The following is a 13,975-nucleotide window of genomic DNA, read 5'->3' as shown; positions in this document are numbered from 1 at the left end:
TATTTGCATCAAATACAATGTTTAATTCGTCCTTATCTTTTATATATCTATTAGCATCTGTATTTATAGTAATTTTATTTCCATATAACTCAGCGTGAATATTATAATCAGCACCAAGCAATTCTATTAACTTCACCGGAACTTTAATTCCTGAATCATTATTAGAAATTTTGATGTTCTCGGGTCTAATTCCTAATACAACATCTTTAGCAGAATGTTGGTTAACATCGCATATATAATTACTTGATTCATCATAGAATTTCGCGTCTTCAATTTTCCCTTTTATAAAATTCATCGGTGGAGACCCTAAAAATCCCCCGACGAACATATTATTAGGATTAGAGTAAAGTTCTTCCGGCGTCCCGACTTGTTGAATAATCCCATCTTTTAAGCAAATAATTCGACTTGCCATGGTCATTGCTTCTGTTTGATCATGTGTTACATAAATAACTGTAGAACCTAAATTTTGTTGTAATTCTACTAATTCTTTTCTCATGTGAATTCTTAACTTTGCATCCAAATTTGACAAAGGTTCATCCATTAAAAATATTTCAGATTCTTTTACTATTGCTCTCCCTAATGCAACTCTTTGACGTTGACCACCAGATAACTCAATAGGTTTTCTTTTAAGATAAGGTGTCAAACTTAACATTTCCGCTGTTTTTCGAATGCTCTTATCTCTTGTATTTTTGTCAACACCTCTGATTTTTAAACCAAATCCGATATTGTCATAAACATTTAAATGAGGATATAATGCATAGTTTTGAAATACCATGGCCGTTCCTCTATCCTTAGGAGCAACATCGTTCATTTTTTTTCCATTAATAAATAAATCACCTTCAGATATATCTTCCAATCCAGCAATCATTCTGAGTGTAGTAGATTTTCCACAACCACTAGGCCCTACAAAAACTATGAACTCTTTATCTTCTATCTCTAAATTAAAGTCGGTAACCGCAGATTTTTTGCTATTTTCATATCTTTTGTAAATATTTCTTAGAGAAATTTTGCTCATTTAACCTCCTTATTATGTGTTTTTCACAATTTTATATTTGTTTTTGTTGTTTTATTTTTGCTTATCTTTGTTTCCTAATCTTATAATAATCTTTAAGTGTTAAAAAATATTAATGTATTGGTAAAATATACGTAAATAAGCTAAAATAAAAACATAAAAATTATTTTTAATATGCTATAATAAAAATGAGGTGAAAATTTTAAAATACTATGCTAAAAAATGATAGATTAAATAAAATATTACAAGATTTAAATAAACATGGTAGCATCACAGTCCAAAATTTATCGAAAAATTTTAATGTTACTCCTGAAACTATACGCCGTGATTTAGAAACATTAGAAAATGAAAATAAATTAAAAAGAGTCTATGGAGGTGCTATTTTAATTGACGAAAACATTCCAGAATTTGATTTGATTACAAGAAAAACAATCAACATTGAAAAAAAAATAAATTTAGCTACTATAACTACTGACTTTGTTAAAGAAGGTTCTATGATAGCTCTAGACGACAGTACGACAAATGTAGAAATATCTAAATCATTAATAAAACAATTTAACAATATCTCATGTATAACGAACTCTCTGTCAATAGCACAAATATTAGCTACTAATCCTTCTATCAAAATATTACTTGCTTCTGGAAGACTTAATAATAAAGATTTATTTACATACGGATTATCAGCAATAAATTTTATCAAAATGTACCATCCTGATATATTTTTTATGAGTGCAAGTGGTATAAATTTGAAACACGGAATTATGGATTATGGATTTGATCAATATGATATAAAAACTACAATGAAGCAGGTCTCCTCAAAAACATTTTGTGTAGCTGATAGTACAAAATTTGGAAATACAGCAACTATTAGAGTTTGTAATTTTAATGAAGTTGATGGAATTATTACCGACCAGAATTTAGATTCTCAAATTAAAGAGAATTTCTCGGAATTGGGAATAAATCTTTTTTATCCGGAAAATAATTAATATTAATTGAAGTTATATAAAAATAATCCCCGCTATAATAAATAAATTAAAGCGGGGTGGCAATGTCGATCATGTAATTTTGTATTCTATTTTACTTTCTTTTTTCTAGATACTTTAAAATTAATCTCGTAAATAAATCTATCATCATCAATTGATATTTTACTTGTTCCTCCAAGCAATTCTATCAAATTCTTCGCAATGTACAAACCAAGTCCACTACCTTCAGAATGGCGTGACCTTTCCCCTCTTACAAATTGCCCCATCAATTCTTCTGCGCTCACTTCAATCTTATTCTTGGATACATTAGAAAATTTCAGAATAATATTGTCATCGACTACATCACATTCACCGTATACTTTTGAGTTAGGTTTTGAATACTTCACAATGTTACTAAAAATATTTTCGATTACACGAGATAACTTTGCACCATCCGTCATCATCAAAACTGTTTTTCTTTTATCACTATATTCAAAATCCAGTCCCAACTTATTGAAATCAGAATCAAATTGACCGTAAACTTGCAGTACTAATTCATTCAGCTCTACAACTTCCATTTCAATATCAATATTTCCCGTTCCAGTTTTAGAAGCATAAATCAAATCTATTACCATAGTTTTTAATCTTTTAGCGTTATATTCTAAAATTTCAATATATCTTTTCTTTTCAGATTCATCAGTTTCGTGATTCAGCAAATCCACGTAATTTATAATAGAAGTTAAAGGTGTTTTGATATCATGTGAAATATTTGTAATCAATTCAGTTTTCATTTTTTCTGAATTGATTTTATCTTGCATTGTACTAATAACCGAATCATGTAAATGGTTAATCAAATACACAGAGTCTTTGTAAATTTCGTCGTCAATAAACACATCAATGTCTTTTCCAGAATACATAGCCTCAACTTTTTTGTTAAGCAGTATTTTGCCAAGATTATTGATTAAAATTGATATGTAAATTTTCGCTAAAATTGCACCGATGAATATAATCCCAAACAAATTCCTATTTGTAACCATAATCGTTGCCATAGTATACATTAAAAAAATCAAAGTTAATAATGACTCAACATAAATATTGTAGTATTTTCCTTTGAAATTACTAATGAATTGATATATTAAAAATGCATTCTTTTTCTTTTTGTAAATAGTCCTTACTACCTTAACCATTGAATAAAAGAAAGCAAGCATCGCATATATCAACGTTATGGCAACTGAAAAATTATATACATTAATTATATTTTCAATAAAAAATGATACAGTGAATACAAGAATAAAACCAAAACTAAAATACAGTAGTAGATCTACCAATTGTTTTTCAACATAACCATCGATAGATCTAAAACTTTTCTTTATCCAATTTATCATTAAATATCCTCTATCTTATATCCCATTCCATACACAGATTTAATCAAATCAGGTCTTCTAGGATTGATTTCAACTTTTTCTCTGAGTCTTGATATGTGGACTGAAACTATTTTTTTGACATCATAAGGTGGAGCTTCCCACACATTTTCATAAATTTCTTCTGATGTGAATACTATACCTTTGTTTTTTAATAAAAGTAAAATTATTCCGTACTCATATGGAGTTAACTTTATTTCTTCGCCATCTATCAACACTTCTTTTTTGTCGTCGTTGATTGTCAATCTCCCCGCTGAGAATACATTCCCATTTAGAGAATTGTCTTTACTAAGTTCTAGTCTTCTCAAACTAGATTTGATTCTAGCCAATAATTCCACGGCATCGAAAGGTTTCGTAATATAATCGTCAGCACCCAAATTCAATCCCATAACCTTATCATTCAGTTCGCTTTTTGCAGACAAAATTATGATTGGCGCGTTAGATACTTCTCTTATTTTTTGTGTTAGTTCTAATCCGTCCATTCCTTCCATCATTATATCTACCAAAAACAAATCTATTTTATTCTTTTCCATTAATTCTAATGCATCGTAACCATTATAAGCCTTCAACACATTGTAATTATCTGTTTTCAAATATATTTCTATGGCTTTTACTATGTCTTTTTCGTCGTCGACAACCATAATATTGTACATAAAAATCACCTTCTTAACTTTTATTATACACTAAAAAGCAGAAGGTGATTATTACAAAAATTTAACGATTCAATTTTAGAGCCAAATATTGACCAGTATATGAATTTTTCTTACTAATTAATTTTTCAGGAGTTCCTTGGAAGATAACTTGTCCTCCACCATTTCCTCCTTCAGGTCCCAAATCGATAATATAATCCGCGACCTTAATAACATCAAGATTGTGTTCAATAACAATAACGGTATTTCCTTGATCCACAAGTCTTTGCAAGACTTCAATTAATTTATCAATATCTGCTGAATGAAGACCCGTAGTTGGTTCATCCAGAATATATACAGTTTTTCCTGTACTTTTTTTAGATAATTCACTGGCAAGTTTTACTCTTTGCGCTTCTCCACCGGATAATTCAGTTGAAGATTGTCCTAATTTAATATATCCCAAACCTACATCTTGTAAAGTTTGCAATTTGTTTTTAATTGGAGGGAAATTTCTAAAAAATGCTAACGCTTCATCAATCGTCATATCCAATACATCAGCAATATTTTTGCCCTTGTATTTTACTTGCAAAGTTTCTCTGTTGTATCTTTTTCCTTTACAAACATCACAAGGAACATAAACGTCTGGTAAAAAGTGCATTTCTACTTTTATAGTTCCATCGCCCTTACAAGCTTCACACCTTCCACCCTTTACGTTAAATGAAAATCTTCCTTTTTGATATCCTCTCATATTTGCTTCAGGAGTCGATGCAAACAAATCTCTTATCAAATCAAATACTTTTGTATAAGTCGCTGGATTACTTCTAGGCGTTCTACCAATCGGAGATTGATCGATTTGTACAACTTTATCCAAATTTTCAATTCCAGTCGTCGATTTGAATTTACCGTTTTTCATTTTCGCATTATTCAAATCTCTAGCTAATTTCTTGTAGACAATTTCATTGACCAATGAAGATTTTCCAGATCCTGAAACACCTGTAACACAGTTGAAGCATGAAAGTGCAAATTTCGCATTTATATTCTTTAGGTTATTTTCTTTGCAACCTTTAAATTCTAAGTATCCATTTGGTTTTCGTCTTTGTTCAGGAACAGGAATTGCCAATTCTCCAGACAAATACTTTCCTGTAATTGATCTTTTTTCTTTTATAATATCGTCAATAGTTCCACAAGCTACGATTTCTCCACCGTGAACACCAGCTCCCGGTCCGATGTCAACAAGGTAATCACATTCTTTCATCGTATCTTCATCGTGTTCAACTACAACCAAAGTATTTCCAATATCCGTCAAATTTCTAAGCGCCTTAATCAATTTGTCATTGTCCCTTTGGTGAAGTCCGATTGAAGGTTCATCTAATACATAGACAACGCCGACCAATGCAGATCCAATTTGTGTTGCCAATCTAATTCTCTGAGATTCTCCACCAGATAAAGTAGAAGCAGATCTATCCAAAGTCAAATAATCAAGCCCTACATCATTCAAAAATTGAAGTCTACTTATAATCTCCTTCAATATTTCGTCTCCAATAAATTTCTTGGACTCTTCCAATTCCAAATCTTTGAACCATTGAAGAGAATCTTTTACAGGCATTTGGCAAATTTCGTAAATATTTTTCTCATTTATACGAACTGACAAATACTCATCTTTTAATCTAGCTCCATGACAATAATCGCATTCAACATCAGTCATATATTCACCAATTTTTTGATGCATAGAATCTGTCGTACTTCTGTTGTATCTTTCTTCTAAGTTTTTCAAAACTCCTTCAAATTTTCCGTTGAATTTTTTTCGTCCAGAAAAATGACTATCGAAAATAAATGAGAGATTTTTCTTCGATCCATTTAAAATTTCATTAATCATTTTCTTTGGGGCATCTTTTATTGGTTTGTCTAATGGAAAATCATAAGAATCAGCTATTGCTTTTATTATTTCAAAATAATATCCGCCTGGTTTTGAAGATTGATAAGGATCTATTGCTCCTTGTAAAATAGATAATTCTTTATTAGGAATTACCAAATCTTCATCAACCTTTTTATGAAAACCAAGTCCATTACAATGCGGACACATCCCAAATGGATTATTAAAAGAAAAATCTCTTGGCTCTAATTCTTGGTAAGAAATATGTCCGTCTGGACAGCTCATCGATGTACTGTAAGAAATTACATCTTTACCAATTACATCAACTTTTACATTATTTTCAGATAATCTAAGAGCAGTTTCTATGGAATCTGTAAGCCTTGAATCAATTCCGTCTTTTATTATAATTCTGTCGACAATTACATCAATATCGTGTTTTTTATTTTTATCAAGTTCTATTTCCTCGGCTAATTCAACTTGCTCACCATCTACAATTGCTCTTATGAAACCATCTTTTCTCAAATTTTGAAGTAGTTTCTTGAATTCACCTTTTTTTCCTTTTACCACGGGACTCAAAATCTGAATTCTAGAACGTTCCTCTAATTCTTTTACACTGTCAACAATTTGGTCGACAGTTTGACTGACAATCTCTTTTCCACAAACGGGACAGTAAGCAGTTCCCACTCTTGCGAAAAGTAGTCTAAAATAATCGTATATTTCTGTAACAGTTCCCACTGTTGAACGTGGGTTATTGTTAGTTGTTTTTTGGTCGATAGAAATTGAAGGTGACAATCCTTCAATGTATTCTACATCTGGTTTATCCATTTGCCCTAAAAATTGACGTGCGTAAGAACTCAAAGATTCTACATATCTTCGTTGTCCTTCCGCATATATAGTATCAAATGCCAAAGAAGATTTACCCGATCCACTTAATCCAGTGAACACGACCATTTTATTTCTAGGAATGGTAAGGTCCACATTTTTTAGGTTATTCTCCTTAGCACCTTTTATAATAATTTTATCTTTACTCATTTTGCTCCTTTAGTAAGTGTTTTTCAAATTTCTGATTTGATCTCTAAGTGTAGCAGCTCTTTCGAAATCTAATTCTTCCGCAGCTTTTAACATTTCTGTGTTCAAATTTTCAATAATAACTTCGATTTCATCCTTTGAAAACTCCGTAACTTTATTAGCATCATAACTTTCATTTTCTTCTGCCACGAAAGTATTTTGGATTCTTTTTCTAACAGATTTATTAATAGTAGTTGGAATAATGTTGTGCTTTTCGTTATATTCTTCTTGTATTTCTCTACGTCTATTAGTTTCTGTTATAGCCACATCCATCGACCTAGTAATCGTATCACCGTACATTATAACGTGACCATTTGAGTTTCTAGCAGCTCTACCGATAGTTTGTATAAGAGAAGTCTCTGAACGCAAGAAACCTTCCTTATCAGCATCCAAAATCGCAATCAGAGAAACTTCTGGTAAATCCAATCCCTCTCTCAAAAGGTTGATACCTACAAGTACATCGTATTTTCCTTCTCGTAAATCTCTAATGATTTCCATTCTTTCAATCGTATCAATATCTGAATGCAAATATGTTACTTTTATATCCAAATCTTCAAGATATCGTGTCAAGTCTTCACTCATTTTTTTAGTAAGAGTTGTGATCAAAACACGCTCACCTTTTTCAATAGTTTTATTGATTTCACTAACCAAATCATCGATTTGTCCCTTTGTAGGACGAACTTCAATTTTTGGATCTAATAATCCTGTAGGTCTGATAATTTGTTCAACTACTTCATTAGTTTTTGCTTTTTCATATTTTCCTGGAGTTGCCGACACATAAATTACTTGATTCATCATCGATTCAAATTCGTTAAATCTCAAAGGACGATTATCCAATGCAGAAGGCAATCTGAAACCATAATCAACCAAACTGGTTTTTCTGGACCTATCTCCCTCATACATTCCTCCGATTTGTGGAACAGTAACGTGTGATTCGTCAATCATTGTCACGAAATCTTTTGGGAAATAATCGATAAGAGTGTAAGGTCTGCTTCCAGGCTTTCTCTGGGACATATGTCTTGAATAGTTTTCTATTCCAGTACAAAATCCCATTTCTTTTAACATTTCTATATCGTATCTCGTTCTTTGCTCTAATCTTTGAGCTTCCAACAATTTATTGTGATCTTTAAAGTATTTTAATCTATCTTCTAATTCTTCTTCAATAGTTACGATAGCTTTTTCGACTTTTTTCTGAGTCGTTGCATAGTGACTTGCAGGATAAATGGCAACGTGATTTCTTTCTCCGACAATTTCTCCAGTCAAAGCATCAATTTCAGTAATTCTATCTATTTCGTCGCCAAAAAATTCTATTCTAACACTTTTTTCACCACTTGATGCTGGGAAAATATCCAAGCTATCTCCTCTTACTCTGAAAGTTCCTCTTGTAAAATTAATATCATTTCTAACGTATTGAATGTCGATTAATTTTTTCATAACTTCGGTTCTATCTTTTTCCATGCCTGGGCGCAAAGATATAACCAAATTTTCGTAATCAATAGGGTCTCCCAAACCATAAATACATGAAACAGAAGACACAATAATAACATCTCTTCTTTCGAACAAACTCATCGTAGCACTGTGGCGAAGCTTGTCCAATTCCTCATTGATACTTGAATCTTTCTCAATATAAGTGTCCGATTGAACAACGTATGCTTCTGGTTGATAATAATCGTAATACGAAACGAAAAATTCAACTGCATTTTCTGGGAAAAATTCCCTAAACTCACTAGCTAACTGATATGCCAAAGTTTTGTTGTGAGCTATAACCAAAGTCGGTCTTTGAACTTTTTGAATAATATTCGCCATCGTAAAAGTTTTACCTGAACCAGTAACTCCTTTTAAAATTTGATGATTTTTTCCATTTTCTAAACCATTTGCAAGTTTATCAATCGCTTGTGGTTGATCACCTGTTGGCTTGAATTTTGAATGTAATTTAAATTTCATAACTCACCCCTTGAACATATGTTTTACTTTAACATTATATATCATCTGTCTGTTTAATTCAATAAATAATAATTCGCATTTATTTTGAAAAAATTTCAAAAAATAAAAATCTTTCAATTAAAAAACTAGGCTCTCAGAGCCTAGCCAAAATTTTTTTATAAATCTTCTTCATTTATTACTTTTTCATTGAAACCGTCTTTGTATTCATCGTTTTTTACAATATGTCTGTTGAATATTTTATCGATACCTACAGAGATTGCAGTATCCCCAGAAATATTCGCAGCAGTTCCAAATGAATCTTGTGTCAAATAAAGTGTAATCAATAATGATGCAAGTTCACCTTCTGATGGAATTCCAACTACTGGCAAAAATGGCAAAGCACTCATAACTGCTCCACCCGGAGCTCCTGGTGCAGCAACCATAGCTATTCCAAGAATTGCCATATATCTTAACATTAGTAAGTAAGAATGATTCATTCCATACATTGTTAATATTGTAAAAGTACAAGCAGTAATTGTAATCATTGAACCTGGCATATGAACCGTAGCTCCAAGTGGAATTACAAAATCTCTGATACTTTTACTTACAGAGTTTTGTTTAGCACATTCCAAGTTGACTGGAATTGTTGCAACAGATGATTGCGTTCCTATAGCTGTCAAATATCCTTTGATTTGATTTTTGATAAGTTTTACAGGATTTTTCTTTGTGTAAATGCCACTTATTACAAATAATACTGATACATATATTAAATGAAGTGCAATTACACATAAGAATATCTTCCAGAAAATTGAAAGCACTGCAAATACAGATCCTGTGAATGCCATTTTTGAAAAATTACCAAAAATAAAGAAAGGTAATAACGGTACAATTGCAGTCGATAATACTTTTGTTATTATATCATTAAATTCTCCAACTAATCCATAACAAAATTCACCTTTGCCTTGTTTCCTTAACCATGAAATTGCAATTCCCATCATAAATGCAAAAATAATCGATGAAGTTACATCAAAAAATGGTTTAATTGGAACCTCAAAAAATGGATCCATTACTATTTTGCTTGAAGCTTGAATCTTAGAAACTTGATCTGGACTTATAAATGCTGGGAATATATTTGAACTCATAACGTATGATAATGATCCCCCAACAATAGTAGATGCATAAGCAATTACAACAGTTACTAATAATAATTTTCCAGCTCCCTCTCCAAGATCAGCAATTCCTTTCGTTACAAACGCGATAATCATAAGTGGAATAACAAAGTTTAGAAATGCTCCGAACATTGACGAGAATGTTACTGCAGTTTTTACGAACCATTGAGGCATATACAAACCAGCTAAAGTACCTAATCCGATCGCGATTAATAATTTTGGTATTAATCCTAGTTTTTTCTTTTCAGTTTTACTCATAGTTTTACTAATCTCCTTTTTGCTATATTTATATGTAAAAAACTTAACATATTTATAAAACCTATAATATTTTACAATACAAATGAAAAAAAAACAAGTATTTTCGCAAATTTTTAACAATTTTTATAAATTTTTACATTTTTAGTAATATTTTCTTCTAAATAAAAAATGAGACTCTTGTAACTCAAAGTCTCATACATTTTATATTATATTTCGAACAATTCCATGTATCTTTCTTGAGAAGATTTTGTTTTCTTGTCTATACTAAAAATTTCCACATCCAATTGAGATAAAATCTTCAAAATTGATTTAATATTTTCATCTTCTAAAATAATCAAATTATTTTCGTATTCGTATCCGTTGTTCGTCAAAGCTTTTCTAACAAGTTCATCATTTGAAGTTGAAAGATTTAAATATTTCACAGATTCTAACTTTTCTTCTAAAATTTTCTTATCTTTTAAGAACAAAATATCACGACTTATATCATCCAAATCATTCAACCCATGGCTTGATATAATAATTCCTACATCGTGTTTGGCAATGTCCTTCAAGAAATTCTTCGTTTTAATAACACTAGTTGGATCCAAACCATTTAACGGTTCATCTAACAAAACATAATCATTTCCTGGCAAGAATGACATCGCAAGCATTAACTTTTTCTTCATTCCCAGTGAATACTCTCCAACTCTCTTATTTACAAATCCTTCTATTTCAAATTTTTTGCAAATATTATTCACATCATCTGAACTTTTGTTATACGCATTCTTGATTAATTCCAAGTAATCTATGCCCTTCATATTGCCATCAAGGATAGTTTCATCTCTGAAAAAAGTCAGTTTATTGAAGATTTTTTCATCACTGTATTGTTCATCATCAATCAAAATCTTCCCACCGTCTAATTTTATAGAATTAGATATGCTGTTCATCAAAGTCGTTTTACCAGATCCATTTGGCCCAACTAATGCTCTTATTTTTCCTTTTTCGAGATCAAAATTAACCTTATCTAATATAGTTTTGTCGCCGTATTTCTTTTCTAAATCAATAACTTGTAACATTTATTTCCTCTTTTCTTGAAATTTCTTCTTGCCAATAAAATACAATACTACAGTCCACAAAATAACTGATATAACTCCAAATGTGAAATTTAAATATCCGTTTTGTTGATGAAATGACATAAATCCGTTCGCCACAGCCGAACTATCAATATAAGACAATGGCAAAAACGCAGGAACGAATTTAACGATGTACGGTAATCCTATTGATAAAATCACAATCAACGCAATAATCAAATTGGACATTTTATTGTCTATGAATAGTTTTGTAATGTTGATGAATATAGAAAAACAAGCACACACAAGTATAGACAATATCACGCTCTTGATGATAAATTCCCTGTATCTCATAACTTCTGCACTGAACATTATGTTTGATATTCTCATTGTCGGAAGTTGTGAATTGCCAACTCCAACAATCGCAGTTCCTATTGCAAATACAATTGTCAGAACAATTAAGAATCCAATTATCGTACTGAAAATACTTGATAATACATTTCTTCTGTAGATAGAATTTTTGTTAAGCGGTGTTAGTTTTTGTATTTCTATAATCTTCTTGTTACTAGATAACAAACTTCCAAACAAACACGCAGATAATAATGTTACAAAAACATTGAATTTTGTGTAGAATAAATCGTACAGCAAATAAATCCCAGAAATTCCCTCACTACTTCCATTAAACAAATAAGAAAATATTCTGTCTTTTATTTTCAAATACTTAACACCATCTTCTGGATTGTAATCCACATTATATATTCCATCGTATAATCTATTGGATGGAGTCACCTTCATATTATTTAATATTTCAAGCTTATCGTACATATACCTTTTTGTGTACATACTCAATGAATCGCTCTTATCCAAGAAACCACTACTTTGATCGAACCTCAAATCCCCAGATGTGAATTTATCTTGATAAAATTTGTAGAATTTATCTGGATCTTTTTCTCTATTGATATACACTCTGTATTCTTTGATTCCACATTCAAATTCTTTTTCAAAATTTTCTAGATTTTGCTTAATTTCCGCGTCTGTCATATAAGGATCATTTAAAATCTTCGCTTTATAGGATTCTCCAAAAGCTAAGTAATTCTTGTAAACCTGCTCTCCTTCTTCACGTAATTTATTGTATTTTTCAGTTTTAAAAGCTGTAAATAACGAAAACAAACCAACTGTTATTAAAATAAACACAACCATTTGCTTGGAAATGATATTAGTTAACACTAATCCCTTTACACTAGTTGTATCAACTTTTCTGTAGGATATTTTTTCTTTTTTCGCTCTATCTTTTACAGTGAAACAGCATCCTAAAAGAATCGTATCTATCAATAATAAGCACACTATTTGCATCCAAGAAAAATATTTGGTTATGAATAAAGGATTGAATCTGTGATTAAACAATAACAAATCACCAACAAAACCACCTACAACGATTATTGAGCAAATCAGCTCGATAATTTTTGATGTAAAAATTTTCCTAACAAATGATAATATCCCAAATACAAAAGTCGAAGATAAAATCAAAGTTACGATTCCTCTCAACAAGATTTCGTAAGGTTTCAAATACTCCAACTTTACAAATCCTAATTTTTGCTTTTCAGTCAAAAATTTGTATCTTTCAAGTACAGATATGTGGTAGTAATCAAATTTGCCAAAACCATCAAAAAATACTGTGCTAATTAACAATAGAAATAATAAAACTGAGACAATATACACTACGTAAATTAATAGACTCATAAGAAATCTATTCTTCGTAATTGAAATATTCTTGAATGGTAACTTCTTCAACACTTCGTCATTTTCCAATGATATCATTAGAAATATTGCTAAAAAAGCTGCCGGAACTACGCCGAATAAAATAGACGATTGCTTAGAAATAATCGCCGCAAAATTCAATTGTTTATATTCATTGATAACACCGTTTGTTTTTGTTGAATTATCAGCATTCCTGTGTTTAATAAAATTAATGTAATCCTCATCTACTTTTATTTTTTTTGTATTCAGTGTGAGAATCCAATTCATCTAAAAGTTCTAAAACGTTTTTTTCGTGAGTGTAGATTGATTTAGCATCGTATTTTCTGCTATATTCACCAAATGATGATTTATTCGTGTTTGTCGACATGAAATTATCTATTTCGTACAAATTATCCGATAATTTTCCATAATATTTTAATTCTGTGTCATATATTTTTTCATTTTCTTCGACGCTTAACTTTGGATTTATTTTTTTGCCACTTCTTTTGCTTTTCAAGAAATACGCAATCAAGCTATCAGTACTGGATTCCAATTCTTTTATTCTATCCAACTCAAAATATGTTGACTTTTGCATTTGTAAAAATATAATCGCAAAGCACATTATTAACGATAATAATATCACGAAAAAATATGTTTTGTTTCTGATTAGTTTTTTATGCAAATATTTTAGCATTGTTTCCTCCTGCGATAACTTGATTTATTAAAGATATTATACCCAAATTTCAAAAAAAAAAAAAAGAAAATCGATGATTTTTGACCTGAACCCCAAAATCCGGAATACGGATGGAGGGGTTTTTGTATGCCAAAATACACAAAAGAATTTAAAATTAAACTAGTGAAGGAATACTTATCA

Annotated in this window: 10 protein-coding genes; 1 reads left to right on the top strand and 9 read right to left on the bottom strand. The window is 30.6% G+C overall.

Translation table 11 applies throughout. From position 1 onward, the window contains the following. Positions 1-1,015: ABC transporter ATP-binding protein (locus KHW44_RS02100; protein WP_304065358.1), on the bottom strand; the 1,015-nt coding region annotated here is incomplete at its 3' end. A gap of 209 nt (positions 1,016-1,224) precedes the next feature. Here KHW44_RS02100 and KHW44_RS02095 point away from each other — a divergent pair. After that, entirely contained in the window at positions 1,225-1,998 is a 774-nt protein-coding gene (locus KHW44_RS02095) for a DeoR/GlpR family DNA-binding transcription regulator (RefSeq protein ID WP_002836607.1), read from the top strand. An 86-nt stretch (positions 1,999-2,084) separates the two neighbouring features. Here KHW44_RS02095 and KHW44_RS02090 read toward each other — a convergent pair whose 3' ends face one another. From KHW44_RS02090 to KHW44_RS02055, 8 genes are all read right to left on the bottom strand, one after another. Then, positions 2,085-3,359 carry a HAMP domain-containing sensor histidine kinase gene (locus KHW44_RS02090; RefSeq protein ID WP_304065353.1) on the bottom strand — a complete coding sequence of 425 codons (1,275 nt, stop codon included), beginning with the start codon at positions 3,357-3,359 and terminating at the stop codon, positions 2,085-2,087. Beyond that, the gene (locus KHW44_RS02085; RefSeq protein WP_154254343.1) at positions 3,359-4,048 is read right to left on the bottom strand and encodes a response regulator transcription factor; all 690 of its coding nucleotides are present in this window, start codon (positions 4,046-4,048) and stop codon (positions 3,359-3,361) included. Before KHW44_RS02085 ends, KHW44_RS02090 begins: the two co-directional genes overlap by 1 nt. Positions 4,049-4,109: 61 nt before the next feature. Beyond that, a complete protein-coding gene (gene uvrA / locus KHW44_RS02080) occupies positions 4,110-6,929 on the bottom strand; it encodes an excinuclease ABC subunit UvrA (protein ID WP_304065345.1) in 2,820 nt (939 codons plus the stop codon). A gap of 9 nt (positions 6,930-6,938) precedes the next feature. Continuing rightward, on the bottom strand, positions 6,939-8,909 hold the full coding sequence (gene uvrB / locus KHW44_RS02075; RefSeq protein WP_304065342.1) for an excinuclease ABC subunit UvrB: 1,971 nt from the start codon (positions 8,907-8,909) through the stop codon (positions 6,939-6,941). Between the two features lie 155 nt (positions 8,910-9,064). Further along, positions 9,065-10,315 carry a dicarboxylate/amino acid:cation symporter gene (locus KHW44_RS02070; RefSeq protein ID WP_304065340.1) on the bottom strand — a complete coding sequence of 417 codons (1,251 nt, stop codon included), beginning with the start codon at positions 10,313-10,315 and terminating at the stop codon, positions 9,065-9,067. Positions 10,316-10,521: 206 nt separating this feature from the next. Then, the gene (locus tag KHW44_RS02065) at positions 10,522-11,370 is read right to left on the bottom strand and encodes an ABC transporter ATP-binding protein (RefSeq protein ID WP_304065337.1); all 849 of its coding nucleotides are present in this window, start codon (positions 11,368-11,370) and stop codon (positions 10,522-10,524) included. Then, entirely contained in the window at positions 11,371-13,389 is a 2,019-nt protein-coding gene (locus KHW44_RS02060; protein ID WP_304065335.1) for a hypothetical protein, read from the bottom strand. Further along, positions 13,343-13,795 carry a hypothetical protein gene (locus tag KHW44_RS02055; RefSeq protein ID WP_304065332.1) on the bottom strand — a complete coding sequence of 151 codons (453 nt, stop codon included), beginning with the start codon at positions 13,793-13,795 and terminating at the stop codon, positions 13,343-13,345. Before KHW44_RS02055 ends, KHW44_RS02060 begins: the two co-directional genes overlap by 47 nt. Between the last annotated feature and the right edge of the window lie 180 nt (positions 13,796-13,975).

It is taken from the genome of Finegoldia magna, assembly GCF_018371055.1.
In the GTDB taxonomy this organism is placed as follows: Bacteria; Bacillota; Clostridia; order Tissierellales; family Peptoniphilaceae; genus Finegoldia; species Finegoldia magna_I.
Note: the sequence above shows the minus strand (reverse complement) of the source record. Positions and strands in the feature narration are given on the sequence as shown.

What these genes read in the sequence shown, in the direction of transcription:
- KHW44_RS02085 (WP_154254343.1), bottom strand. Translation starts at nt 4,048, where the DNA reads ATGTACAATATTATGGTTGTCGACGACGAAAAAGACATAGTAAAAGCC.
- uvrB (WP_304065342.1), bottom strand. Translation starts at nt 8,909, where the DNA reads ATGAAATTTAAATTACATTCAAAATTCAAGCCAACAGGTGATCAACCA.
- KHW44_RS02055 (WP_304065332.1), bottom strand. Translation starts at nt 13,795, where the DNA reads ATGCTAAAATATTTGCATAAAAAACTAATCAGAAACAAAACATATTTT.
- uvrA (WP_304065345.1), bottom strand. Translation starts at nt 6,929, where the DNA reads ATGAGTAAAGATAAAATTATTATAAAAGGTGCTAAGGAGAATAACCTA.
- KHW44_RS02095 (WP_002836607.1), top strand. Translation starts at nt 1,225, where the DNA reads ATGCTAAAAAATGATAGATTAAATAAAATATTACAAGATTTAAATAAA.
- KHW44_RS02065 (WP_304065337.1), bottom strand. Translation starts at nt 11,370, where the DNA reads ATGTTACAAGTTATTGATTTAGAAAAGAAATACGGCGACAAAACTATA.
- KHW44_RS02090 (WP_304065353.1), bottom strand. Translation starts at nt 3,359, where the DNA reads ATGATAAATTGGATAAAGAAAAGTTTTAGATCTATCGATGGTTATGTT.
- KHW44_RS02060 (WP_304065335.1), bottom strand. Translation starts at nt 13,389, where the DNA reads ATGAATTGGATTCTCACACTGAATACAAAAAAAATAAAAGTAGATGAG.
- KHW44_RS02070 (WP_304065340.1), bottom strand. Translation starts at nt 10,315, where the DNA reads ATGAGTAAAACTGAAAAGAAAAAACTAGGATTAATACCAAAATTATTA.